Origin of the sequence: Streptomyces sp. NBC_00289 (genome assembly GCF_041435115.1) — a bacterium.
Taxonomy (GTDB): Bacteria; Actinomycetota; Actinomycetes; order Streptomycetales; family Streptomycetaceae; genus Streptomyces.
Genome location: NZ_CP108046.1, coordinates 3,666,250 through 3,691,148 on the forward strand (window position 1 = coordinate 3,666,250; position 24,899 = coordinate 3,691,148).

The window sequence follows — 24,899 nt, forward strand, 5'->3', positions numbered from 1 at the left end:
CCCGTGAGTGCGTCCGTGCTCCGTGTCTGATGTCTTCGGTGATGCAACCTCTGACGGTGTGAGACCCTCAGAGGTTGCCGTCCGTGAGCGAACCGATACCCAATTCACCCGGGCGGGTGATACGCCCGAGGCACGTGCGGTTTCAGTGCTTGTAGAAGCCCTGCCCGCTCTTGCGTCCGATGTCACCGGCGTCAACCATCCGGCGCATCAGCTCCGGTGGCGCGAACTTCTCGTCCTGCGACTCGGTGTAGATGTTGCTGGTGGCGTGCAGCAGGATGTCGACGCCGGTCAGGTCCGCCGTGGCCAGCGGGCCCATCGCGTGGCCGAAGCCCAGCTTGCAGGCGAGGTCGATGTCCTCGGCGGTGGCGACACCGGACTCGTAGAGCTTGGTCGCCTCGACGACGAGCGCGGAGATGAGACGGGTGGTCACGAACCCGGCCACGTCCCGGTTGACGACGATGCAGGTCTTGCCGACCGACTCGGCGAACTCCCGTGCCGTGGCCAGGGTTTGGTCGCTGGTCTTGTAGCCGCGGACCAGCTCGACGAGCTGCATCATCGGCACCGGCGAGAAGAAGTGCACGCCGACGACCCGCTCCGGGCGCTCGGTGGCCGCCGCGATCTTGGTGATCGGGATGGCGGAGGTGTTGGAGGCCAGCACGGCGTCCTCGCGCACGATCTTGTCGAGTGCGCGGAAGATCTCGTGCTTGACCTCCAGCTTCTCGAAGACCGCCTCGACGACGACGTCGGCGTCCGCGACGGCGTCCAGGTCGGTGGTCGCGGTGATCCGGGAGATGGCGGCGTCGGCGTCGTGCGCCTCCAGCCTGCCCTTGCTGACGAACCTGTCGTACGAGGCCTTGATGCCGTCGGTGCCGCGCGTCAGGGCCTCGTCGGTGACGTCACGCAGGACGACGTCCCAGCCCGCCTGCGCGGAGACCTGGGCGATACCGGAACCCATGAGCCCGGCGCCGATGACGGCAAGCTTCCGTGCCACTGTGCGACTCCCCTTTGAACGCCTTACACACTGTTTACGTATGCCTCTTCGGCGGACACTAGCGCTCGTGCGGGGTCGTGTGACCGGGAAGTAATGCGCGTCACGTCTCATCTGACGGACGTCACACCGCCAGGCGTCATTGCACCCCTCGTACGGCCTAGTTGAGCACCTTTTCACTCAACAACTCCGCTATGTCACGGCGCAGCGGACCTGCCCGAAGTGACACTTCGTCCGGATTGCGCCCGTCGGCCGTCCGAGGTCCGGACAGTGCGGAGAGGCGGGCCCGCGCGTCGCCCGAACCGGCGCCTCGTCACTACGCTGACCCCATGGTCAATCTGACGCGTATCTACACCAGGACCGGCGACCGGGGCACCACCGCCCTCGGCGACATGAGCCGGGTCGACAAGACCGATCTGCGGATCTCCGCGTACGCGGACGCCAACGAGGCGAACGCCGTGATCGGCACCGCGATCGCGCTCGGCGGTCTGGACGAGGAGATCGTCAAGGTCCTCACCCGTGTCCAGAACGACCTGTTCGACGTGGGCGCGGACCTGTCGACGCCGGTCGTGGAGAACCCGGAGTTCCCGCCGCTGAGGGTCGAGCAGTTCTACGTCGACAAGCTCGAGGCGGACTGCGACCACTTCAACGAACAGCTGGAGAAGCTGCGCTCCTTCATCCTTCCGGGCGGAACCGCGGGCGCGGCCCTGCTGCACCAGGCCTGCACGGTCGTACGGCGGGCCGAGCGCTCCACCTGGGCGGCTCTGGAGGCGCACGGCGAGGTGATGAACCCGCTCACGGCGACCTACCTCAACCGGCTATCGGACCTGCTCTTCATCCTGGCGCGGACGGCCAACAAGGACGTCGGGGACGTCCTCTGGGTCCCGGGCGGGGAGCGCTGAGGCGGGCAGCGCCGAGGCCGGGGCCTTCTTGGGCCAGATCAGATAGGTGAGCGCGATCAGGCCGTGAATGCCGGCGACCCTGAGCGCCACCCACTGGAAGGCCCGCAGCGACGAGGTGTCACCGTCGCCGACGTACCGGATCGCGGCCTGCAGCAGAGCGCAGGCGACGGCCGCCGCGAGCAGCGTGCGCAGCCACAGGCCGGCCTCGTGCCGGGCGCGGGGCATCCCGTGGCGCGGGGGCTTCGGCGGCCTGGGGGCGCCGGCCAGTCGGTGGGCGGCGTGACCGTCGAGCCGGCGGACCGTGTAGCGGCCGTAGGCGACGGTCCAGCCGATGTAGAGCGCGGCCAGGCCGTGCTTCCAGGTCGGCTCGGCGCCGTTCCTGAGGTCGACCGCCGTCACCACGAACAGGACCAGTTCGAGCAGCGGCTCGCACAGCAACAGGGCCGCGCCGGTCCGGCGCCGGTTCAGCAGGTAGCGGGCGGCGAGCCCGAGGGCCAGCAGCACCCAGAAGCCGACCTCGCAGGCGATGATCAACGCGACGATCACGGTTCGCTCCTTCCGTCACCTTCTCAGGCTCGCCCGCCGGGACGCGCCGGTCGTCGTCGGCGGTGACGAGGTCGCCGTACATCGAAAGATGCAGTGGAGGACCCTTCCCGGGCATCAGGCGGGCGCGGCGGGGGCCGTGTTGGATGGAGTCATGGCCGTACGACTCCCCCGTCCCGCCCGCTTCGACGTGGCCGTCGCGGTCGCCGGGCTGCTCGGCGGGCTGCTGCTGTGGGGCATCGGTCTCGGGGTCCGTCCGGCCACCGAGGCGTTCGTGCTGTGGCCGGGGCGCTGGCCGATCCTGGTCCCGCTCGCCGTGACGGCAGGCTGTGAGCTGCTGCGCCGGGCCGCCCCGCGCACGGGACTGCTGCTCGGCACCGCCGCCGTCGTCCTGGACACCCTCACGCGCGGCAATCTGGCCACCGTCCTGATGTTCACCGACCTGATGTACGCGGCCGTCCTGTACGGCCCGCCCGCCTCGGCCCGCCGCATCCCCTGGATCACCGGGTTGCTCACGGTGGCCGGGACGGTGGTGCCGCTCGTGGTGTTGCGGGTGCCCGAGGCGGTGCTGATCGGCGTGGCGACCGGGCTGGTCGCGTTCACACCGGCCGCCACCGGCTGGATCGTCCGCAACCACCGCGAGGCCGCCGAGGCCGCCCGACTGCGGGCCGAACAGACCGCGCTGCTCGCCGAGATGGACCGCTCGCAGGCGGTCACCGCCGAACGCGCGCGGATGGCGAGGGAGTTGCACGACATGGTCGCCAACCACCTGTCGGCGATCGCCATCCACTCCACCGCCGCGCTCTCCATCGACGAGCCGGACACCTCCCGGGAGGCCCTCACCGTCATCCGTGAGAACAGCGTGGAGGGCCTCGCGGAGATGCGGCGGCTGATCGGGATCCTGCGCGACGGCGACGACGAGCCCGCCGCGGTCCCGACCCTCGACGGACTCGGAGCGCTGGTCGACGGCGCCCGCACGGGCGGCCTCGACGTCACTCTGGACGCCGCCCCGGGCCGTGTCCCCGCACCGGTCGAGCTCGCCGCGTACCGCATCGTCCAGGAGTCGCTGACCAATGCCCTCAAGCACGGCTGCCCGGGTCGCGTCAGCGTCGCGCTCGTCCGGCGGGACGGTGTGCTGGAGGTACGGGTGACCAGCCCCTACGGCCGCCGGGACGGCCCTCGCGTGCCCGGCTCGGGCGCCGGACTGGTCGGGATGCGGGAGCGGGCCGCGCTGCTGGGCGGCGCGTTCGACGCGGGTCCCGACGGCGCGTCCTGGACCGTACGCGCCACCCTCCCCGTCACCGAAGGAGATCCCGCATGATCCGCGTCCTGGTGGCGGAGGACCAGTCCGCCGTACGCGCCGGGCTCGTCCTCATCCTGCGCAGCGCGCCCGGCATCGAGGTGGTCGGCGAGGCTGCGGACGGCGAGCAGGCGGTGCGGCTGGCACGCGAACTGCGGCCGGACCTCGTTCTGATGGACGTGCAGATGCCGCTCCTCGACGGGGTGTCGGCGACCCGGCAGGTGGTCGGGGAGGGGCTGGCCGACGTGCTCGTGCTGACCACCTTCGACCTGGACGAGTACGTCTTCGGGGCACTGCGGGCCGGTGCCGCCGGGTTCCTGCTGAAGGACGCGGAGGCGCGGGACCTGATCACGGCCGTACGGACGGTGGCCCGCGGCGAGGGGATCGTCGCCCCGGCGGTCACCCGGCGTCTGATCGCCGAGTTCGCCGCCGGGCCGGTACGGCGGACGAAGGCCGATCCCGCCGTCCTCGACACCCTCACCCGCCGGGAGCGGGAGGTGCTGTCCTGTCTCGGTGAGGGCCTGTCCAACGCCGGTGTCGCCGCTCGCCTCGGGATGGCCGAGGCGACCGTGAAGACGCACGTCAGCCGTCTGCTGGGGAAGCTCGAACTGCGCAGTCGGGTCCAAGCGGCGGTGCTGGCACAGGAGTTGGGGATCTAAGGCACATTCCGGCACAGTGGTCCAGACCTATTGACCTATGGTCCAGACCTTTCTATTCTCGCGGCACTGTGGGGTGTGAAGGCTCAGTCACGCCCCCTCCGACGACTCCCGACGAGGAGGCGCAGCATGCGCTTCAGACACAGAGCCGTGGCAGGGTTCGCGACACTGTTGCTCCCGCTGGCCGGACTGGTCGGCCTCGCGAGCCCCGCCCAGGCCGCGACGACCGCCACCGCCACCTACACCAAGAGCTCCGACTGGGGCACCGGCTTCGAGGGCAAGTGGACGGTGAAGAACACCGGCACCACGGCCATCAGCTCCTGGACCGTCGAGTGGGACTTCCCCTCCGGCACGTCCGTCACCTCGGCCTGGGACGCCGACGTCACCTCCTCCGGCACCCACTGGACCGCCAAGAACAAGTCCTACAACGGGTCCATCGCCGCCGGCGCCTCCGTCTCCTTCGGCTTCAACGGCGCGGGCTCCGGCTCGCCGTCCAACTGCAAGCTCAACGGCGACAGCTGCGACGGCACGACCGTCCCCGGTGACGCGGCCCCGTCCGCGCCCGGCACCCCGACCGCCTCCTCGATCACCGACACCTCGGTGAAGCTCACCTGGAGCGCGGCCACCGACGACAAGGGCGTCAAGAACTACGACGTGCTGCGCGACGGCGCCAAGGTCGCGACGGTCACGACCACCTCGTACACCGACACCGGCCTCACCGCCAGCACCGACTACTCGTACACGGTCCGGGCCCGTGACACCGCCGACCAGACCGGGCCGGCCGGCGGCGCGGTCGCGGTCCACACCACCGGCGGCACCACTCCCCCGCCCACCGGCAACAAGGTCAAGCTCGGCTACTTCACCGAGTGGGGCATCTACGGCCGCAACTACAACGTCAAGAACCTGGTGACGTCCGGCTCGGCCGCGAAGATCACGCACATCAACTACGCCTTCGGCAACGTCACCGGCGGCAAGTGCGCGATCGGCGACTCCTACGCCGACTACGACAAGGCGTTCACCGCGGACCAGTCCGTCAGCGGCGCCGCCGACACCTGGGACCAGCCGCTGCGCGGCAACTTCAACCAGCTGCGGCAGCTGAAGGCGAAGTACCCCCACATCAAGGTGCTGTGGTCCTTCGGCGGCTGGACCTGGTCCGGCGGCTTCGCGCAGGCCGCGGCCAACCCCGCCGCCTTCGCGCAGTCCTGCTACGACCTGGTCGAGGACCCGCGCTGGGCCGACGTCTTCGACGGCATCGACATCGACTGGGAGTACCCGAACGCCTGCGGTCTGTCCTGCGACACCAGCGGGGCGGCGGCCTACAAGAACCTGATGCAGGCCCTGCGCGCCAAGTTCGGCACGGGCAACCTGGTCACCGCGGCCACCACGGCCGACGGCACCTCCGGCGGCAAGGTCGACGCCGCCGACTACGCGGGCGCCGCGCAGTACGTCGACTGGTACAACGTGATGACGTACGACTTCTTCGGCGCCTTCGACGCGGACGGCCCGACCGCGCCGCACTCCCCGCTCACCACCTACAGCGGTATCCCGCAGGCCGGATTCACCACGGCCGACGCGATCGCCAAGTTCAAGTCGAAGGGCGTGGCCGCGAGCAAGCTGCTCATCGGCATCGGCTTCTACGGACGCGGCTGGACCGGAGTCACCCAGGCGGCACCCGGCGGCACGGCGACGGGTCCGGCGGCCGGCACCTACGAGCAGGGCATCGAGGACTACAAGGTCCTCAAGACGTCCTGCCCGGCCAACGGCACGATCGCCGGTACGGCGTACGCGTACTGCGGCAACAACTGGTGGTCCTACGACACCCCGGCCACCATCGGCACCAAGATGACGTGGGCCAAGAACCAGGGTCTGGGCGGCGCGTTCTTCTGGGAGTTCAGCGGCGACACCAGCAACGGTGAACTGGTGAGCGCCATCAACAGCGGCATGTCGTAAAGAAGTTACCGCCCCGTAGCCACGTTCACTCCCCCTGGGCTTCTTCGTCCGGGGGAGAGTGGACGTGGCTACGCCACATTCACTCGTTGTCCGGGCGGGGCCGCCTCGAGCCACGCGAGGAAACCGGTCAGCGCGTCATCGCTCATGGCGAGTTCGAGACGCGTGCCCCGGTGCAGACAGGTGAGGATCACCGCGTCGGACAGCAGCGCCAGTTCCTCCTCGCCCTCGGGGACGCGGCGGCCGGCCACCTCGATCGCGGAGCGCTCCAGAACGCGGCGCGGGCGAGGAGCGTAGGAGAAGACGCGGTACCACTCGATGCGGTCGCCGTTGTAGCGGGCGACCCCGTAGCTCCACCCCTTGCCACTGATGTCGGATTTCTCCGGCACATCCCAGCGCAGGCTGCAGTCGAAGGTTCCGCCGGAGCGTTGGATGAGCCTGCGGCGCAGCCCGAAGACGAACAGCCCCAGCACCACGAGGGCCACGACCACACCGCACACAGTCAGAGCGAGGACCATCGACACCGACCTCCTCGTCTCCTAGGTAACGGAATGGAAAAAAGACCCGTATTCACCTCAGCCGCGGCCGGGGCCGGATTCCTCCGGTCCCAGCCGCGGCTGAGTGACGTCATCGTGTGGCGTACGGGATCAGTGTCCCGCCGCCGCACGCAGTCGGACGTCCGCGCGACGCTCGGCGAAGGCGTCGCCCTCTGCCTTCGCGCGCTCGAGCTCCCGCTCCGCGCGCTGGACGTCGATCTCGTCCGACAGCTCGGCGATCTCGGCCAGCAGCGACAGCTTGTTGTCGGCGAACGAGATGAAACCGCCGTGCACCGCGGCGACGACCGTTCCACCATCACTCGTACGGATGGTCACCGGGCCCGACTCCAGCACACCGAGCAGCGGCTGGTGACCGGGCATGACGCCGATGTCGCCGGACGTGGTGCGCGCGACGACCAGGGTGGCCTCGCCGGACCAGACCTCACGGTCGGCCGCGACCAGCGCGACGTGCAGCTCAGCAGCCAAGGGTGGCTCCTCGGGTCACCACCCGGCGGTAGTGCCGGGTGTTGGGGTCAATTCTAGTAGGCGTACGAAGAGGGGCGGGACACACCCCGCACGAGCGCGCGTCCCGCCCCTCCTCACGAGCACGTGGCTCAGGAGACGCCGAGCTCCTTGGCGTTGGCCTTGAGGTCCTCGATGCCACCGCACAGGAAGAACGCCTGCTCCGGGAAGTGGTCGTACTCACCGTCGATGATCGCGTTGAACGCGGTGATCGACTCGTCCAGCGGGACGTCCGACCCGTCGACGCCGGTGAACTGCTTGGCGACGTGGGTGTTCTGGGACAGGAAGCGCTCCACGCGACGGGCACGGTGGACGGTGAGCTTGTCCTCCTCGCCCAGCTCGTCGATACCGAGGATCGCGATGATGTCCTGGAGGTCCTTGTACTTCTGCAGCACCGTCTTGACGCGCATGGCGGTGTTGTAGTGGTCCGCCGCGATGTAGCGGGGGTCCAGGATCCGGGACGTGGAGTCCAGCGGGTCCACGGCCGGGTAGATGCCCTTCTCGGAGATCGGACGGGAAAGCACCGTCGTCGCGTCGAGGTGGGCGAACGTGGTGGCCGGGGCCGGGTCGGTCAGGTCGTCCGCGGGGACGTAGATCGCCTGCATCGAGGTGATCGAGTGACCACGGGTCGAGGTGATGCGCTCCTGGAGGAGACCCATCTCGTCGGCCAGGTTCGGCTGGTAACCCACCGCGGAGGGCATACGGCCGAGCAGGGTCGAGACCTCGGAACCGGCCTGCGTGAAGCGGAAGATGTTGTCGATGAAGAACAGCACGTCCTGCTTCTGCACATCGCGGAAGTACTCCGCCATGGTCAGACCCGCGAGGGCCACGCGCAGACGGGTGCCCGGGGGCTCGTCCATCTGACCGAAGACCAGGGCGGTCTTGTCGATGACGCCCGACTCCGCCATCTCCTCGATGAGGTCGTTGCCCTCACGCGTGCGCTCACCGACACCGGCGAACACGGAGACACCGTCGTGGTTGTTGGCGACGCGGTAGATCATCTCCTGGATGAGCACCGTCTTGCCGACGCCGGCACCACCGAACAGACCGATCTTGCCGCCCTTGACGTACGGGGTCAGCAGGTCGATGACCTTGACGCCGGTCTCGAACATCTCGGTCTTCGACTCGAGCTCGTCGAAGTTCGGCGCCTTGCGGTGGATGGACCAGCGCTCACCGTCGTAGGTCTCGTCGACGTTCAGCACCTCACCGAGGGTGTTGAACACCTTGCCCTTGGTGAAGTCGCCGACCGGGACGGTGATGCCCGTGCCGGTGTTGGTGACCGGGGCCTGGCGGACCAGACCGTCGGTGGGCTGCATCGAGATCGTGCGGACCAGGCCGTCACCCAGGTGCTGGGCGACCTCCAGGGTCAGCGTCTTCTTCTTGCCGGCCTCGGCCGGGTCGGAGATCTCGACGTGAAGGGCGTTGTAGATCTCCGGCATGGCGTCGACGGGGAATTCCACGTCGACGACCGGGCCGATGACCCGGGCGACGCGGCCCGTGGCAACGGCCGTCTCAACTGTCGTCGTCATTACCTGTCACTCCCCGCGGTCGCGTCGGCCAGGGCTGCAGAGCCACCGACGATCTCGCTGATTTCCTGGGTGATTTCGGCCTGGCGGGCCGCGTTGGCAAGTCGGGAGAGGGTCTCGATGAGCTCTCCGGCGTTGTCGGTCGCCGACTTCATCGCGCGCCGCGTCGCGGCGTGCTTGGAGGCGGCCGACTGGAGAAGCGCGTTGTAGACGCGGCTCTCCACATAGCGCGGCAGCAGGGCGTCGAGGACGTCCTCCGCCGACGGCTCGAAGTCGAACAGCGGAAGGATCTCGTCCTTCGTCGCCGACTCCTGAGCCACCTCGTCGAGGCTGAGCGGCAGCAGCCGGTCGTCGAGCGCCGTCTGCGTCATCATCGACACGAACTCGGTGAACACGATGTGGATCTCGTCCACACCGCCGTCCGCCGTCTCCGTCTCGATGGCCTCGATCAGCGGAGCCGCCACCTTCTTGGCGTCCGCGTACGTCGGCTCGTCGGTGAACCCGGACCACGACTCCGCGACCTTGCGCTCACGGAAGTTGTAGTGGGCGAGGCCACGACGGCCGACGATGTACGTGTCGACCTGCTTGCCCTCGCGCTCCAGGCGCTCGGTCAGCTTCTCCGCGGCCTTGATGGCGTTGGAGTTGAAGGCGCCGGCCAGACCGCGGTCGCTGGTCAGGAGCAGTACCGCGGACCGCACGACCGTCTCGGCCTGCGTGGTCAGCGGGTGCTTCGTGTTCGATCCGGTACCGACCGCCGTGACCGCGCGGGTGAGCTCGGTCGCGTACGGCGTGGAGGCCGTCACCTTGCGCTGCGCCTTGACGACACGCGAGGCGGCGATCATCTCCATCGCCTTGGTGATCTTCTTGGTCGCGGTGACGGATCGGATGCGACGCTTGTAGACCCGGAGCTGGGCTCCCATGAGTCAGGTCCCTTCCTTACGTCACTTGGCCGCGGCCGGGGCGTCCTCGCCCAGGAGCTTGCCGTCCGAGGTCTCGAACTGCTTCTTGAACTCGGCGATGGCGTCCGCGATGGCGGTGAGGGTGTCGTCCGACATCTTGCCGCCCTCCTTGATGGAGGTCATGAGGCCCTGCTCCTTGCGGTGCAGGTACTCCAGGAGCTCCTTCTCGAAGCGGCGGACGTCGGCGACCGGTACGTCGTCCATACGTCCGGTGGTACCGGCCCACACGGAGACGACCTGGTCCTCGGTCGGCATCGGCTGGTACTGAGGCTGCTTGAGCAGCTCGACCAGACGCTGACCGCGCTCCAGCTGCGACTTCGACGCGGCGTCCAGGTCGGAACCGAAGGCGGCGAACGCCTCCAGCTCGCGGTACTGGGCGAGGTCGAGGCGAAGCCGGCCGGAGACCTGCTTCATCGCCTTGTGCTGCGCGGAACCACCGACTCGGGAGACGGAGATACCGACGTTCAGCGCGGGGCGCTGACCGGCGTTGAACAGGTCCGACTCCAGGAAGCACTGGCCGTCGGTGATGGAGATGACGTTGGTCGGGATGAACGCCGACACGTCGTTCGCCTTGGTCTCGACGATCGGCAGACCCGTCATCGAACCGGCGCCCAGCTCGTCGGAGAGCTTCGCGCAGCGCTCCAGCAGACGGGAGTGCAGGTAGAAGACGTCACCGGGGTAGGCCTCGCGCCCCGGCGGACGGCGGAGCAGCAGGGACACGGCGCGGTAGGCGTCGGCCTGCTTCGAGAGGTCGTCGAAGATGATGAGGACGTGCTTGCCCTCGTACATCCACTGCTGACCGATGGCCGAACCGGTGTACGGCGCCAGGTACTTGAAGCCGGCCGGGTCGGACGCCGGGGCGGCGACGATGGTCGTGTACTCCAGCGCGCCGGCCTCTTCGAGGGCGCCACGCACGGAGGCGATGGTCGAGCCCTTCTGACCGATGGCCACGTAGACGCAGCGGACCTGCTTCTTCGGGTCGCCGGAGCGCCAGTTGTCGCGCTGGTTGATGATCGTGTCGACAGCCAGGGCGGTCTTGCCGGTCTGGCGGTCACCGATGATCAGCTGACGCTGACCACGGCCGACCGGGGTCATCGCGTCGACGGCCTTGTAGCCGGTCTCCATCGGCTCGTGCACCGACTTACGGGCCATGACGCCCGGAGCCTGCAGCTCAAGGGCGCGGCGGCCGGACGTCTCGATCTCGCCGAGACCGTCGATCGGGGCACCGAGCGGGTCGACGACGCGGCCGAGGTAGCCCTCGCCGACGGCCACGGAGAGCACCTCACCGGTACGGGTGACCGGCTGACCCTCCTCGATGCCGCTGAACTCACCGAGAACGACGCAACCGATTTCACGCTCTTCGAGGTTGAGCGCGAGACCGAGGGTGCCGTCCTCGAACTTCAGCAGTTCGTTGGCCATGGCCGAGGGGAGGCCCTCGACCTTCGCGATACCGTCGCCGGCCAGCGTGACCGTACCGACCTCCTCGCGCGAGGCCGCGTCCGGCTTGTACGACTGGACGAAGTTCTCCAGCGCGTCCCGGATCTCATCCGGCCGGATCGTGAGCTCCGCCATCTGGGTTCCCTGCTCTCCTTGTTGGGCCCGAAGTTTCACTTTGGGGGGATGGGGACTCCCCCCGTAAAAGAGGTGAATCCTCTGCACGGCCCAACCGGGCCGTAGGTGCGTACTTACTGCTTATGAAGTTGCTGTCAGCTCGCCAGGCGGCGGCCGGCGTCCTCGATGCGGTCCGCGATGGAGCCGTTGATGACCTCGTCGCCGACCTGCACCCGGATCCCGCCGAGGACCTCGGGGTCCACGTCGATGTTGAGGTGCATCGGGTGGCCGTAGAGCTTCGCCAGGGCGGCACCCAGGCGCTGCTTCTGCGCGTCACTCAGCGGAACGGCCGAGGTGACGACAGCCACCAGGCGGTTCCGGCGCTCGGCGGCGAGCTTGGACAGGGACTCCAGTCCCGCTTCCAGGCTACGTCCCCGCGGCGCGGTCACAAGACGCGTCACCAGACGCTCGGTGGTCGGCTTCGCGCGGCCGCCGAGCAGCCGGTGCAGCAGCTCGGTCTTGGCCGCGGCGGTGGCCTTGCGGTCGGTCAGCGCGGAGCGCAGCCCGGTGTTCGAGGAGACGATCCGGCCGAAGCGGAACAGTTCGTCCTCGACGTCGTCGAGCTCGCCCGACTTCTGCGCCGCGGTGAGGTCGGCGGTGTCCGCCAGCTCCTCCAGCGCGTCCACCAGGTCACGCGACTGCGACCAGCGCGAGCGCACCAGGCCGGACACCAGGTCGACGGTCGTGCCGCCGACCTGATCGCCGAGGATGCGCCGCACCAGCTCGGCCTTGGCCTCGCCGGGCTGCGCCGGGTCGGTGAGGACCCGACGCAGCGACACCTCGCGGTGGAGCAGCGCGGTGACGGCGGCCAGCTCCTCGGAGAGCTGGGCCGCGTCCACGGACGTGCTGTCCGTCAGCGCGTCGAGACGCTCACGGGCTGCTGCGAGTGCCTCGCGGCTGGCTCCGTGCGCAGTCATCGAGCCGCCTCGGCCTTCTCCTCGAGCTCGCCGAGGAAGCGGTCGATGACGCGGCTCTGCCGGGCGTGGTCCTCGAGGGACTCGCCGACGAGCTTGCCGGCCAGCTCGGTGGCGAGCTTGCCGACGTCCTGGCGCAGCGCGGACGAGGCGGCCTTGCGGTCGGCCTCGATCTGGGCGTGACCGGCGGCGACGATCTCCTCGCGCTGCCGCTGTCCTTCCGCGCGCATCTCCGCGATGAGCGTGGCACCCTGCTCCTGCGCCTCCTGGCGCAGCCGCGCGGCCTCGTGACGGGCCTCGGCGAGCTGGGCCTTGTACTGCTCGAGGACGCTCTGGGCCTCGGTCTGCGCGGCCTCGGCCTTCTCGATACCGCCCTCGATGGCCTCGCGCCGCTCTTCCAGAACCTTGTTGATGGTCGGGAGGAGCTTCTTGGCGAGGAAGCCGAAGACGATGACGAAGGCGATGAAGCCGATGACGAGCTCGGGGATCGGCGGGATGAGGGGATTTTCCATCTCCTCAGCCGCGATATTGAGCAGCTGGCTCATATCAGTGCCTTTCGTCTAGTGGACTGGTCGTCGATGAACGATCAGACGCCGTAGACGAACGGCATGACCAGGCCGATGAGGGCGAGCGCCTCACAGAAGGCGAAGCCGAGGATCTGGTTGGCGCGGATCAGACCGGCGGCCTCAGGCTGGCGGGCGAGCGCCTGGGTGCCGTTACCGAAGATGATGCCGACGCCGACGCCGGGGCCGATGGCAGCAAGGCCGTAACCGATCGAGCCGAGCGAGCCGGAGACAGCGGCAAGGGTCTGGGACATGCCAGTTCTTCCTTTTCTTTACGGACCGGTGGGGGTTGGCCACCGGACGACTGCGGGTTCGAGAAGGGGCGCTCAGTGGTGCTCGGCCAGCGCGCCCTGGATGAAGGTGCAGGTCAGCAGTACGAAGACGTAGGCCTGCAGGGCCTGGATGAACAGCTCGAAGGCCGTCATGACGATCACCATGATGAACGAGACACCCGCGTAGGCGATCCCGATGCCGTTGAGCAGGTACCAGCTGGCGATCGTGAACAGCAGCAGCAGCGTGTGACCCGCGAACATGTTCGCGAAGAGTCGCACCGCGTGCGTGAAGGGCCGGACGATCAGGTTCGACAGGAACTCGATGAACATGGCCAGCGGGAGAACCGGGCCCAGCGACTTGTCGTAGCCGGTGAAGTTCTTGAAGGCGCCGACGAAGCCGTGCCGCTTGAAGGTCAGCGAGACCCACAGCACGTACACGATCGCCGCCAGAACGGCCGGGTAGGAGATGATCGCCGTCACCGGGAACTGGGCGATCGGAATGATCGACCAGAGGTTCATCATCCAGATGAAGAAGAACAGCGAGACGACCAGCGGGACGTACTTCTCGCCCTCCTTCTTGCCGATGGTCTCGTAGACGACACCGCGGCGGACGAAGTCGTAGCCCGCCTCCGCGACCATCTGGAGCTTGCCCGGGACCACCTTCGGCTTGCGGAAGGCCGCCCAGAAGAAGCCGACGATGATGATCGAGCCGAGCAGCGCCAGCAGCATCGTCTTGTTGAAGTACACGTTGCTGTCACCGTCGCCCCAGAGGGGCTCGAACAGGAACGAGTGCAGGCCGGGAGCCGGGAAGCCACAGCCGTCGAAGATGTGGCAGTCGGTCTCGAAGGCGAGCACCTGCGTCGGGTCAGCACTCACCGCGGGCTCCTTCAGCGTGGCGCATGGGTACGGCAACCTCGTTGTGTCGGCGCGGCGCACGGCCGCGGTTCGGCACTGGACTGGTGTTTCGGATGTGGGGGCGGCTGTGGGGCATCAAGCCTCGCGATTGAGCAGGCGTCAGCTCAGATGCCCGCGCCCGCGATGCCGCAGTTGGCACCGGACGATAGCAGGGTCGCTGATGCGTCCTTATCCCGGCCCTACCCCTCACGACGAGTGCCCCGGGTTCTTGGGCTGGCCACCCGTCGAAGAGCTGGTCGAGTCGGGTTCGACGTACAGGATCTTTGACTTCATGTGCGCACGCGCCTGCGCGCCGATCCACGCCAGGGTGGTGGCGACAAGCGTGAGGGCGAATGCCTTGGGGTTGAACAGTGTCGTGTTCTTGAAGATCGCGACAAAGACGAACAGCAGAAGGATCTGTGCCGTGTAGAGCATCAGGCCCATCGCCTGGAACAGGTGCGGAAGCGATTTGGCAGTGCGCTGCAGAACATAGAGACCGAGCCCCATGAAGACGATCACGACCAGTGTCGCCACGGCCGCCCCGATCGCTCCCTTGCCGCCGGCCACCACAGCGCTGACGACGGCGGCAACAGCGCCGACGGCAGCCGTGGGCACGGCAGCCTGGAGGAGGATCCGGACGTCATTGGACGGCATGGCGGCAACTCCGCTTTCACAGGGGGCAGGTGTCGTCATGGACGAGCGTAGTCCCGGGGCCGAGTGTCGATGACCTCGCGCCAATGGACCGTCGCATTACGGTCCTTCGGCTCTATCCCGGGTTCTCGTGAACCGTATCACAAACTATTTGATGCGGTCTTTACCAAGTGGGTGTGCTGGGTGTCACACATGAGAGTGAAGCTGCCCGTCTGCGCGCGAACCCGGCCGAGTTGTCTGGTATTGGGGAGCTTTGCTCCCCCACGATTTGGCAATGCTCTAGTCAGATTCTTACCTTGAGCGTCAGCGCGACGACTCCGCTTTCCCCCGGTCCGGAACGCTTTGCCGGGGGCCGACGGCGGTCGCCCCGTTGACTCCCGAGACGCCGACCGTGACCGGAGTGCGCTGTTCCTCCCCAGTCGGAGCGGACTCCACCGACCCGGCCGCCGCCGCGGCGGCGCGGCGCCGGCGGTAGCGGGGCGGCACGAAGGCCTCGGCCCAGCGCGGGGTCCGCGGGGTGAAGCGGGGCAGCAGAAGCAGGAGCAGCCCGATCGCGCTGAGCGCCGCCACACCGAGCACGCTCCACATGGCCCCGGAGTTGACGGAGTAGGCGAGCGCGCCGAAGGCGATCAGCGCCGACCAGAAGTACATGATCAGCACCGCCCTGCTGTGCGAGTGCCCGATCTCCAGCAACCGGTGGTGCAGGTGGCCGCGGTCGGCAGCGAACGGCGACTGGCCGCGCCAGGTGCGGCGCACGATGGCCAGCACCAGGTCGGCGGCCGGCACGGCGATGATCGTCAGCGGCAGCAGCAGCGGGATGTAGACGGGGACCGTCTGGTGCACGGCCGCCTTCTCCGACCCGGCGAACAGCTTGAGCGCGTCCGGGTCGACCTGTCCGGTCACGGAGATCGCGCCCGCGGCGAGGACCAGCCCGATCAGCATCGAGCCGGAGTCGCCCATGAACACCCGCGCGGGATGCATGTTGTGCGGCAGGAAGCCGAGGCACATGCCCATCAGGATCGCCGCGAACAGCGTGGCCGGGGCGGCGGCCTCGACGCCGTACGAGTACCAGATCCGGTAGGCGTAGAGGAAGAACGCGGCGGCCGCGATGCACACCATGCCGGAGGCGAGGCCGTCGAGGCCGTCGACGAAGTTGACCGCGTTGATGGTGATGACCACGAGCGCGACCGTCAGCAGGGTGCCCTGCCACTGGGTCAGCGCGACCGAGCCGATGCCCGGGATCGGCAGCCACAGGATGGTCAGACCCTGCATGACCATGACGCCGGCGGCGATCATCTGGCCGCCGAGCTTGATCAGGGCGTCGATCTCGAACTTGTCGTCAAGGACGCCGATCAGCCAGATCAGGGCGGCCCCGGAGAGCAGGGCCCGCGGTTCGTTGGACTTCTCGAACACCTCGTTGAGGTTGGTCAGGTGGTCCGCGACCAGCAGGCCCGCGCACAGGCCGAAGAACATGGCGATCCCGCCGAGCCGCGGAGTGGGCTCCCGGTGCACGTCACGTGCCCGGATCTCCGGCATCGCTCCGGCCACGATCGCGAACTTCCGCACCGGCCCTGTCAGCAGATACGTCACCGCGGCCGTGACGCAGAGCGTCAGCAGGTATTCACGCACGGGCTTCCCCACAGGTCTCGCTGGCCATCTCAGCCCCACACCCTAGCGACGGACGCATACGTATGAGGACTTCCGGGTAGCGACGATGGTTGCACGAGTGGCTGTGGGCATGGGGCCACACCGGTGCGCCTACCCGCGCTCAGCCGGGATACGGCGGAAATCCGCCGACCAGCTCCCGCACTTCTTCACGGACGCTCGGTGTCTCCGCCTCCCCCCGCAGCACGCCCCCGAACCACGCGGCGATCCGCGCCATCTCCTGCTGCCCCATGCCCTGCGTGGTCACCGCGGCGGTGCCCAGCCGCAGGCCACGGGCGTCGCCGTGGGGCAGCGCACAGCAGTCCAGGACCATCCCGGCGGCGATCAGCCGCCCGCGGGCGGTCCGTCCGTCGACGCCGAGGGGGGCGGGATCGGCGGTGATCAGATGGGTGTCGGTGCCTCCGGTGGTGACGACCAGCCCCTCGGCGGCCAGCCCCGCCGCGAGCACCCGCGCGTTGGCGACCACCTGATGGGCGTACGCGCCGAACGCCGGAGTCGCCGCCTCGCCGAACGCGACGGCCTTGGCGGCGATGGTGTGCATCTGCGCGCCGCCCTGCGTGAACGGGAAGACGGCCCGGTCGACGCGCTCGGCGAGCTCCGACCCGCACAGGACCATCCCGCCGCGCGGCCCGCGCAGCACCTTGTGGGTGGTGGCGCACACGATGTCGGCGTACGGCACCGGATTCGGCGCCGCTCCCCCCGCGACCAGCCCCATCGGGTGGGCGGCGTCCGCGATGAGGTACGCGCCGACCTCGTCGGCCACCTCCCGGAAGCGGGCGTAGTCGATGTGCCGCGGGTAGGCGATGGAGCCGCACACGATCGCCTTGGGCCGGTGGCCGCGGGCCAGGGTGCGCACCTGGTCGTAGTCGATCAGGCCGGTCTCCGCGTCGACGCCGTACCCGACGAAGTCGAACCAGCGGCCGGAGAAGTTGGCGGGCGAGCCGTGGGTGAGATGACCGCCGTACGGCAGGCCCAGGGCGAGGACGGTGTCGCCGGGCCGGAGCAGCGCGGCGTACGCGGCGAGCACCGCGGAGGAACCGGAGTGGGACTGCACGTTGGCGTGCGCGGCCCCGAACAGCGCCTTGGCCCGCTCCACGGCGAGGCGTTCGGCCACGTCGACGATCTCGCAGCCGCCGTGGTACCGGGCGCCCGGATATCCCTCGGCGTACTTGTTGGCGAGCGGCGAGCCGAGGGCGGCCAGCACGGCCGGCGAACTGAAGTTCTCGGCGGCGACGAGCTGGAGCGTCGTCGACTGCCGGTCGAGTTCGCCGAGCAGGATCTCGGCCAGCTCGGGGTCCTGCCGCCGCAGGACATCGGCCTCGAGGGTATGGGTGACCGACATGGTGGGCTCCGGGGGCGTCGACGGTGACGTACGTCCAATGTAGGCCCGGGACCGGCGGGGTGCTCGGCCGTTGCGGCCGTTGAGGTGTACGGCGGCTACGTCTTGGCGGGGACGCCCGTGAGCGCCGTCACCACGGGGTCCAGCGCCTGGTGTATCTCGTCCCCGATCGACCGGAAGAACGGCAACGGCGCCCCGTACGGGTCGAAGACCTCGTCCGCCTCCGCGGTGGGGGCCAGCAGCCAGCCGCGCAGCGCCGCCGCCGCGCGCACCAGCGCACGCGCGCGTGCGACCACGCCGTCCTCCAGCGGGGGCAGGGTCGCGGTGTCTATCGCCCGCACCAGGCGGGTGAACTCCTTCAGGGTGAAGGTGCGCAGACCCGCCGAGTGACCCATGGAGATCACCTGGGCGCGGTGGTCGCGGGTGGCGGTCAGCACCAGGTCGGCCCTGATCACGTGCTCGTCGAGCAGCTCCCGGCCGGTGAACCCGGAGGGGTCCGCGCCGAATTCGGCCAGCACGGTCTCCGCGTTGGCCTCCATGGAGGCGCCCTCGTGGCCCCAGGTGCCCGCGCTCTCCACGATCAGCCCGCCCCACAGGGGGTCGCCGAGCCGGTCCGCCAGGGCATGGCGGGTCAGCCGCTCGGTGATCGGCGAGCGGCACACGTTGCCGGTGCTGACGTGGAGGATGCGGAAGCTGTCGCGGGGAAGGCCTTGTTCGAACAGGTTTCCCGTCTCTTCCCCGTTGCCTATGCCACGCCCCGCGTCAGGGGCTGTCAATTCGCCACCTCGAGGTCGGGTACGACCTTGCGCAGCTCCTCCGCGGAGATCGCGCCCGCGCGCAGCAGCAGCGGCACCTCACGGGTGACGTCGACGATCGAGGACGGGACGTTGCCGGGGGTGGGGCCGCCGTCCAGGTAGACGGAGACGGAGTCGCCGAGCATCTCCTGCGCGGCGTCGCAGTCCTCCGGCGCCGGGTGGCCCGTGAGGTTCGCCGAGGACACGGCCAGCGGCCCGAACTCGGTCAGCAGTTCGATGGCGACCGGGTGCAGCGGCATGCGCACGGCAACCGTGCCCCGGGTGTCCCCCAGGTCCCACTGCAGCGACGGCTGGTGCTTGGCGACGAGCGTGAGCGCGCCCGGCCAGAACGCGTCGACGAGCTCCCAGGCCAGCTCGGAGAAGTCCGTGACCAGGCCGTGCAGCGTGTTCGGAGAACCGATGAGGACGGGCGTGGGCATGTTGCGCCCCCGGCCCTTGGCCTCCAGCAGGTCGGACACCGCTTCGGAGGAGAACGCGTCGGCACCGATGCCGTACACCGTGTCGGTGGGCAGCACCACGAGTTCGCCACGACGGACGGCTGAGGCGGCCTCGCGCAGACCGGTCACGCGGTCGGTCGCGTCGTTGGTGTCGTATCGCCGTGCCACTAGCGGGCCTCCTCGTACACGTACTGCGGGACGGAAGTTCGGGGCGCGCTCACGGCATCGCCCGGCGGGCGGTCGCGAAACGCGGCCGGTTGTTGAGGTCGGGATGGTCGGCCGCGTCGGCCCAGCCCCGCTCCTCGGTGAAGATCCACGGCACCTGGCCGCCCTGGGTGTCGGCGTGCTCGACGACGACGACACCGCCGGGGCGCAGCAGGCGGTGCGCGGTGCGTTCCAGGCCGCGGATGAGTTCGAGGCCGTCCTCGCCCGAGAACAGGGCGAGTTCGGGGTCGTAGTCCCGCGCCTCGGGAGCGACGTACTCCCATTCGGTGAGCGGGATGTACGGCGGATTGGAGATGACCAGGTCGACCTGGCCGTCGAGGTCGGGGAAGGCGTCCAGGGCGTTGCCCTGGCGCAGGTCGACCCTGGACCCCTCGGTGTTCTTGCGGGTCCACCGCAGGGCGTCCTCGGACAGCTCCACGGCGTGCACCCGCGAGCGCGGGACCTCCTGGGCGAGGGCGAGCGCGATCGCGCCCGAGCCCGTGCACAGGTCCACGATCAGCGGCTCGACGACGTCCATCGCGCGTACGGCGTCTATGGCCCAGCCGACCACGGACTCCGTCTCGGGTCGCGGCACGAACACCCCGGGGCCCACCTGGAGTTCCAGGTACCGGAAGAAGGCCCGGCCGGTGATGTGCTGGAGCGGCTCGCGCTGCTCACGGCGCGCGATGACCTCCCAGTACCGGGCGTCGAAGTCCGTGTCCTTCACGGAGTGCAGCGCGCCCCGCTTCACGCCGTGCACGAACGCGGCGAGCTCCTCGGCGTCGTTGCGCGGCGAGGGCACGCCTGCGTCGGCCAGCCGCTGGGTGGCCTGGGCCACCTCTGCGAGCAGCAGGTTCACGCTCGTCCTCCGGTAGGTGTACGGGGCTTACGCGGCTGCGAGCTTGGCGGCCGAGTCCGCGTCCACGCAGGCCTGGATCATCGCGTCGAGGTCGCCGTCCAGGACCTGGTCCAGGTTGTACGCCTTGAAGCCGACGCGGTGGTCCGAGATGCGGTTCTCGGGGAAGTTGTACGTGCGGATCTTCTCGGAGCGGTCGACGGTGCGGACCTGGCTGCGGCGGGCGTCGGCGGCCTCCCGCTCCGCCTCCTCCTGTGCCGCGGCGAGCAGCCTGGAGCGCAGGATACGCAGTGCCTGCTCCTTGTTCTGCAGCTGGCTCTTCTCGTTCTGGCAGGAGGCGACGACTCCGGTGGGAATGTGCGTGATGCGCACGGCGGAGTCGGTCGTGTTGACGGACTGGCCGCCGGGCCCCGAGGACCGGTACACGTCGATGCGCAGGTCGTTGGGGTTGACCTCGACGTCGACCTCCTCGGCCTCGGGCGTGACGAGCACACCGGCCGCTGAGGTGTGGATACGGCCCTGGGACTCGGTGGCCGGCACGCGCTGGACGCGGTGCACACCGCCCTCGTACTTCATGCGGGCCCAGACGCCCTGGCCGGGCTCGGTCGCACCCTGGCCGCCCTTGGTCTTCACGGCGACCTGGACGTCCTTGTAGCCGCCCAGCTCGGACTCGGTGGCGTCGATGATCTCGGTCTTCCAGCCGACGCGCTCGGCGTAGCGCAGGTACATCCGCAGCAGGTCGCCGGCGAACAGGGCCGACTCGTCGCCGCCCGCGCCCGCCTTGATCTCGAGGATGACGTCCTTGTCGTCGCTGGGGTCGCGCGGGACCAGGAGCAGCCGCAGCTTCTCCGTCAGTTCCTCGCGCTGCTTCTCCAGCTCCTTGACCTCGGCGACGAAGTCCGGGTCGTCGGCGGCGAACTCGCGCGCGGTCACGATGTCGTCGCCGGTCTGCTTCCAGGAGCGGTACGTGGCGACGATCGGGGTGAGCTCGGCGTAGCGCTTGTTCAGCTTGCGCGCGTTGGCCTGGTCGGAGTGCACCGACGGATCGGCGAGCTTGGTCTCCAGGTCGGCGTGCTCACCGACGAGATCCTCGACGGCCTCGAACATCTTGGGCTCCTGTGCTGCGAACGGAAGGGAAGGCGGGCGACCAAAAACGCCGGTCCCCGGGAGCCCCGGGACGGGGCACCGTGGACCGGCGCTGGCGGCTCGCTACTTCTTGGAGCCGGCGGCCTTGCCGAAGCGGGCCTCGAAGCGGGCCACACGGCCACCGGTGTCGAGGATCTTCTGCTTGCCCGTGTAGAACGGGTGGCACTCGGAGCAGACCTCGGCACGGACGGTGCCGCTGGAGATCGTGCTGCGGGTGGTGAACGACGCGCCACAGGTGCAGCTGACCTGCGTCTCGACGTACTCGGGGTGGATGTCGCGCTTCAAGGTGTCTCCTAGTTTCGGGAGGGCGCCGGGTCGCAGCCGCGGATTGCGGAGGCGTGAACCGGAGCCGACGTACCAGTCTGCCAGGACTGGCCGCATCCCCCAAAACCGGGGGGCGCCGTGATCTATTCCCCCGGGTGCGCGCGGGGCCCGTACGAGGGGCTACGAGGAGGACACGACGCCCTTGGCGTCGCCGCCGGCGGTGCCCTTGGTGGCGCTCTTCGGGATCGCCCGGTCGTTCTCCAGGGCGGTCCACACCTGCTTCGCCTTGGCCTTCTGCACGATGACGCGGTTCATGTTCGCCGGGTCGTACTGGACCGGCATCGTGACCATGTTCATGTGCGAGGAGCTGATGCCCTTGAGGCCGCTCGCGAAGGACATCAGGGAGTTCACCGAACCCAGGTCCGAGTCGGCCGTGACGGCCTTGGTGGCGGTGTCGGCGAGGTTGTACAGCTTCTTCGGGCTGGTGAACAGGCCGACCTCCTTGACCTGGTCGACCAGCGCCTTGATGAAGGCCTGCTGGAGCTGGATACGGCCGAGGTCGGAGCCGTCGCCGACGCCGTGCCGGGTGCGGACCAGGCCGAGGGCCTGCTCGCCGTCCAGCTGGTGGGTGCCGGCCTTCAGGTTCAGGTGGCTGTCGGGGTCCTTGATCGCCTTGGTGGTGGTCACCCGGACCCCGCCGAGTTCGTCGATCAGCTTCTGGAAGCCGGAGAAGTCGACCTCGAGGTAGTGGTCCATACGGATGCCGCTGAGCGACTCGACGGTCTTCACCGCGCAGGCGGCGCCGCCGGTGGAGTACGCGGAGTTGAACATCACGCCGGACGCGGCGTCGTGGGTGGCGCCCTTGGTGTCGGTGCACTCGGGGCGGTCGATGAGGGTGTCGCGCGGGATGGAGACCACGCTGGCCTTCTTGTGGCCCTGGTAGACGTGCACGACCATCGCGGTGTCGGAGCGGGCGCTGCCGTCGTCGGTGCCGCCGCCGAGCGCCTTGTTGCTGCCGGAGCGGGTGTCCGAGCCGAGGACGAGGATGTTCTCGGAGCCGTTGTCGACCTTGGTGGGCCGGTCGGTGCCGAGGGCCTGGTCGATGTTCACGCTCTTGATGTTGCCGTTGAGCTTGAAGTACAGGTATCCGGCTCCGGTGCCGCCCAGGACGACGATGCCCGCGGCGGTCCAGGCCATCACCAGGATGCCCTTGCGTCGCTTGCTGCGGGGTTTGCGGCGACGGCCCTTGGCGCGGCCACGTGGGCCGTCGGGGCCGGTGCCACCCGGTATGCCGGGCTCCGGCGTGCTCTCGGCGGACATGTGCTCCTCGAATCTCGTCCGGTCGGATACCCCCTGCTTTCAGGGTCAGGCCTGGTCGAAAGCGACCGTATTGCCTCCATCGTCGCTCCACCTGGTCAGACGGCGGAACTCGGCAAAGGGTTGCACGGCGCGCTGTGCCCACCTTCGTGGAGCGGTGGGCACAGCGCGTGACGGCCGGCATCCGGGTGAGCGGCGCTCACCTGCGGGTTCAGCCGAAGAGGTCGTACTGATCGAAACCGGTGCCGACGGAGATCCTTGTGGCGAAGATCTCGCTGGTGGCCTTGCCCGTGCCCTTGTACAGGTAGAGGGTCCCGCCGGGCGTGCGGGCCAGGAAGTCGGCCTTGCCGTCGCCGCTGACGTCGCCGACCGCGTCGAAGGCGTTGTAGCCGCTCCAGGTGCGCACCTTGATCCGGCCGGAGAACGCGCCGGAGCCGGCCTTGCCGGTGCCCTTGTAGAGGTAGACGTACGAGCCGCTCTTGCTGCGGGCGATCAGGTCGGCCTTGCCGTCGCCGGTGAAGTCCCCGTGTGCGCGCAGGGAGTTGTACTGGTTCCAGCCGGAGCCGACCTTCACGCGGGCCGCGAAGGTGCCGTTGCCCTTGCCGGGGTAGATCCACAGCACGCCGGCCGAGTCGACCGAGAGCAGGTCGGGCAGGTAGTCCCCGGTGACGTCGCCGGGGGTGAGGATGCGGGTGCGGGACTTCCAGTCGCTGTAGATCCGCTTGGGGTCGGCCCAGCTCTGGGTGGCCGGGACGTAGCGCCACCAGTAGACGTCGCCGGTCGCGCTCAGCCGGTACACGAAGTCCTGGTAGCCGTCCCGGTTCAGGTCGGTCTGCAGGACGAGGTTGACACCGGTCCAGTCGCCCCAGGACTGACGGGTGCCGAACGAGGTTCCCTTGGAGTCCTTCTCGTAGCCGGTCCTGGTGGAGGCGTTGCGCACCCACAGGTCGGCCTTGTGGTCGCCGCTGAGGTTGGTGTCCTCGACCCGCGGGTAGATCGCGCCGACGAAGGTGCTGACCTTGGCGAACACGCTGTAGGAGCCCTTGGCGACGCAGTCCGTGGCGCCCCAGGAGACGACGCCGACGATCCGGCCGCCGACGACCAGCGGGCCGCCGGAGTCACCGTTGCACGTGGCTGTGGTGCCCGTGTCGCTGCCGGTGGCGGGCTTTCCGGCGCAGACCATGTCGTTCTTGACGAACTCGGCGTAGACGCCGGCGCAGGCGGAGTCCGGCTGGATGGGCAGCGTGGCCGTCTTCAGCGTGTCGGAGATGTCCTGGTCGGTCGAGGAGGTCCGGCCCCAGCCGTAGATCGTGGCGCTGGTCCCGGCGGCGTACGAGGCGGTGTCGCCGGACGTCGTCATACGGATCGGCGTCGCGGTGACGGGCCGGGGCAGGGTGAGGACCGCGACGTCGTCGTCGAAGGTCCGCACGCCGTACGACGGGTGGTTCCACTGCCTCCAGACACCGCTGACGGTGCCGCCGTGCAGGTCGGTGCCCCCGTTGGAGGGGAGTTGAGCGGTCCCCGTGACGATCGCGCCGTGGGCGTGCCAGTCGTAGCCCTTCACGCAGTGCGCGGCGGTGAGGATCTTCGTCGGCGCGATCACGGCACCACCGCAGAAGAAGCCGGTGTCGTCGCTCTCGTCGGTGGTGCCCTGGTCGTCGGTGTACCAGAGCTGCGCCATCCAGGGAGCGGTGGTGATGGTGGTGTCGGTGCCGCTGATGACCTTCGGGTCGACGGCGGAGCCGCTGGTCACGGCGCTCTGAGACGACGTGCTCATCGTCTCGCCGGGGATGTCGTCACCGGCCATCGCGCCGGCGATGCGCTCGCGCAGCTCGGTGAGCGTGGGCGCGGGGGCGGCGGACCGGACCGGCGGCTTCGGCGCGGGGGCGGCGGTGGCCGCGCCGGCGGACGCGGTCAGCAGCGCGGCGGCGACGGCCGCGGCCACACCGGCGGCGGTCAGGGGCAGGGCGATCCGTATCCGGCGTCTGTGCCGACCGGATACGGGCAGGGGCGTGCGCAAGGGGTCCCCCCAGGGAGACAAGAGATGGGACGGGGCGTCTGAGGCACCCGTA

Annotated in this window: 25 protein-coding genes; 4 read left to right on the forward strand and 21 right to left on the reverse strand. The window is 69.2% G+C overall.

Translation table 11 applies throughout. The features are described from left to right. Positions 1–142: 142 nt before the first annotated feature. Positions 143–991: a 3-hydroxyacyl-CoA dehydrogenase family protein gene (locus OG985_RS16590; protein WP_371669112.1), complete on the reverse strand. Its 849-nt coding sequence runs from the start codon at positions 989–991 to the stop codon at positions 143–145. A 326-nt stretch (positions 992–1,317) separates the two neighbouring features. Here OG985_RS16590 and OG985_RS16595 point away from each other — a divergent pair, with 326 nt between their 5' ends. Then, positions 1,318–1,890: a cob(I)yrinic acid a,c-diamide adenosyltransferase gene (locus OG985_RS16595; RefSeq protein WP_371669113.1), complete on the forward strand. Its 573-nt coding sequence runs from the start codon at positions 1,318–1,320 to the stop codon at positions 1,888–1,890. On the opposite strand, the gene OG985_RS16600 is transcribed toward OG985_RS16595, so the two are convergent. Further along, a complete protein-coding gene (locus OG985_RS16600) occupies positions 1,807–2,436 on the reverse strand; it encodes a hypothetical protein (RefSeq protein WP_371669114.1) in 630 nt (209 codons plus the stop codon). The two genes, OG985_RS16595 and OG985_RS16600, sit on opposite strands and share 84 nt — an antisense overlap. 151 nt (positions 2,437–2,587) lie before the next feature. Here OG985_RS16600 and OG985_RS16605 point away from each other — a divergent pair, with 151 nt between their 5' ends. From OG985_RS16605 to OG985_RS16615, 3 genes are all read left to right on the forward strand, one after another. Then, entirely contained in the window at positions 2,588–3,754 is a 1,167-nt protein-coding gene (locus OG985_RS16605; protein ID WP_371674391.1) for a sensor histidine kinase, read from the forward strand. Then, a complete protein-coding gene (locus OG985_RS16610; RefSeq protein ID WP_371669115.1) occupies positions 3,751–4,392 on the forward strand; it encodes a response regulator in 642 nt (213 codons plus the stop codon). Before OG985_RS16605 ends, OG985_RS16610 begins: the two co-directional genes overlap by 4 nt. Positions 4,393–4,518: 126 nt before the next feature. Then, positions 4,519–6,339, forward strand: a complete 1,821-nt coding sequence (locus OG985_RS16615) for a glycosyl hydrolase family 18 protein (protein WP_371669116.1) — start codon at positions 4,519–4,521, stop codon at positions 6,337–6,339. Positions 6,340–6,407: 68 nt separating this feature from the next. Here the strand turns inward: OG985_RS16615 and OG985_RS16620 are convergent, their stop codons facing one another. From OG985_RS16620 to OG985_RS16710, 19 genes are all read right to left on the reverse strand, one after another. Beyond that, a complete protein-coding gene (locus tag OG985_RS16620) occupies positions 6,408–6,854 on the reverse strand; it encodes a DUF2550 domain-containing protein (protein ID WP_371669117.1) in 447 nt (148 codons plus the stop codon). 129 nt (positions 6,855–6,983) lie between these two features. Next, on the reverse strand, positions 6,984–7,358 hold the full coding sequence (locus tag OG985_RS16625; protein ID WP_371669118.1) for a F0F1 ATP synthase subunit epsilon: 375 nt from the start codon (positions 7,356–7,358) through the stop codon (positions 6,984–6,986). Between the two features lie 128 nt (positions 7,359–7,486). After that, on the reverse strand, positions 7,487–8,923 hold the full coding sequence (gene atpD / locus OG985_RS16630) for a F0F1 ATP synthase subunit beta (protein ID WP_371669119.1): 1,437 nt from the start codon (positions 8,921–8,923) through the stop codon (positions 7,487–7,489). Beyond that, the gene (locus OG985_RS16635; protein ID WP_371669120.1) at positions 8,923–9,840 is read right to left on the reverse strand and encodes a F0F1 ATP synthase subunit gamma; all 918 of its coding nucleotides are present in this window, start codon (positions 9,838–9,840) and stop codon (positions 8,923–8,925) included. The genes atpD and OG985_RS16635 overlap by 1 nt, the downstream gene beginning before the upstream one ends. A gap of 21 nt (positions 9,841–9,861) precedes the next feature. Continuing rightward, the gene (gene atpA / locus OG985_RS16640) at positions 9,862–11,451 is read right to left on the reverse strand and encodes a F0F1 ATP synthase subunit alpha (RefSeq protein WP_371669121.1); all 1,590 of its coding nucleotides are present in this window, start codon (positions 11,449–11,451) and stop codon (positions 9,862–9,864) included. Between the two features lie 134 nt (positions 11,452–11,585). Continuing rightward, positions 11,586–12,407: a F0F1 ATP synthase subunit delta gene (locus tag OG985_RS16645; RefSeq protein ID WP_371669122.1), complete on the reverse strand. Its 822-nt coding sequence runs from the start codon at positions 12,405–12,407 to the stop codon at positions 11,586–11,588. Then, positions 12,404–12,949, reverse strand: a complete 546-nt coding sequence (locus OG985_RS16650) for a F0F1 ATP synthase subunit B (RefSeq protein WP_371669123.1) — start codon at positions 12,947–12,949, stop codon at positions 12,404–12,406. The genes OG985_RS16645 and OG985_RS16650 overlap by 4 nt, the downstream gene beginning before the upstream one ends. Before the next feature lie 41 nt (positions 12,950–12,990). Beyond that, positions 12,991–13,221: an ATP synthase F0 subunit C gene (atpE, locus tag OG985_RS16655; protein ID WP_031039373.1), complete on the reverse strand. Its 231-nt coding sequence runs from the start codon at positions 13,219–13,221 to the stop codon at positions 12,991–12,993. A gap of 72 nt (positions 13,222–13,293) precedes the next feature. Further along, a complete protein-coding gene (gene atpB, locus OG985_RS16660; RefSeq protein WP_371669124.1) occupies positions 13,294–14,115 on the reverse strand; it encodes a F0F1 ATP synthase subunit A in 822 nt (273 codons plus the stop codon). A gap of 225 nt (positions 14,116–14,340) precedes the next feature. Next, positions 14,341–14,787, reverse strand: coding sequence for a hypothetical protein (locus OG985_RS16665; protein WP_371669125.1), 447 nt, complete (start codon positions 14,785–14,787; stop codon positions 14,341–14,343). A gap of 300 nt (positions 14,788–15,087) precedes the next feature. Beyond that, positions 15,088–16,413, reverse strand: a complete 1,326-nt coding sequence (locus OG985_RS16670) for an MraY family glycosyltransferase (RefSeq protein ID WP_371669126.1) — start codon at positions 16,411–16,413, stop codon at positions 15,088–15,090. Between the two features lie 139 nt (positions 16,414–16,552). After that, entirely contained in the window at positions 16,553–17,791 is a 1,239-nt protein-coding gene (gene glyA, locus OG985_RS16675) for a serine hydroxymethyltransferase (RefSeq protein ID WP_371669127.1), read from the reverse strand. A gap of 95 nt (positions 17,792–17,886) precedes the next feature. Then, positions 17,887–18,564 (reverse strand): protein-tyrosine-phosphatase, encoded by a 678-nt coding sequence (locus OG985_RS16680; protein WP_371669128.1) that lies wholly within the window; start codon positions 18,562–18,564, stop codon positions 17,887–17,889. Continuing rightward, positions 18,561–19,208: an L-threonylcarbamoyladenylate synthase gene (locus OG985_RS16685; protein ID WP_371669129.1), complete on the reverse strand. Its 648-nt coding sequence runs from the start codon at positions 19,206–19,208 to the stop codon at positions 18,561–18,563. The genes OG985_RS16680 and OG985_RS16685 overlap by 4 nt, the downstream gene beginning before the upstream one ends. Before the next feature lie 49 nt (positions 19,209–19,257). Continuing rightward, complete coding sequence (prmC, locus tag OG985_RS16690) at positions 19,258–20,103, reverse strand: peptide chain release factor N(5)-glutamine methyltransferase (protein WP_371669130.1); 846 nt, start codon at positions 20,101–20,103, stop codon at positions 19,258–19,260. Positions 20,104–20,130: 27 nt separating this feature from the next. Then, the gene (prfA, locus tag OG985_RS16695; RefSeq protein ID WP_371669131.1) at positions 20,131–21,207 is read right to left on the reverse strand and encodes a peptide chain release factor 1; all 1,077 of its coding nucleotides are present in this window, start codon (positions 21,205–21,207) and stop codon (positions 20,131–20,133) included. Between the two features lie 102 nt (positions 21,208–21,309). Continuing rightward, positions 21,310–21,531 carry a 50S ribosomal protein L31 gene (gene rpmE / locus OG985_RS16700; protein WP_016438250.1) on the reverse strand — a complete coding sequence of 74 codons (222 nt, stop codon included), beginning with the start codon at positions 21,529–21,531 and terminating at the stop codon, positions 21,310–21,312. A 159-nt stretch (positions 21,532–21,690) separates the two neighbouring features. After that, complete coding sequence (locus OG985_RS16705; protein WP_371669132.1) at positions 21,691–22,830, reverse strand: LCP family protein; 1,140 nt, start codon at positions 22,828–22,830, stop codon at positions 21,691–21,693. Positions 22,831–23,038: 208 nt separating this feature from the next. Beyond that, a complete protein-coding gene (locus OG985_RS16710) occupies positions 23,039–24,847 on the reverse strand; it encodes a trypsin-like serine protease (protein ID WP_371669133.1) in 1,809 nt (602 codons plus the stop codon). Between the last annotated feature and the right edge of the window lie 52 nt (positions 24,848–24,899).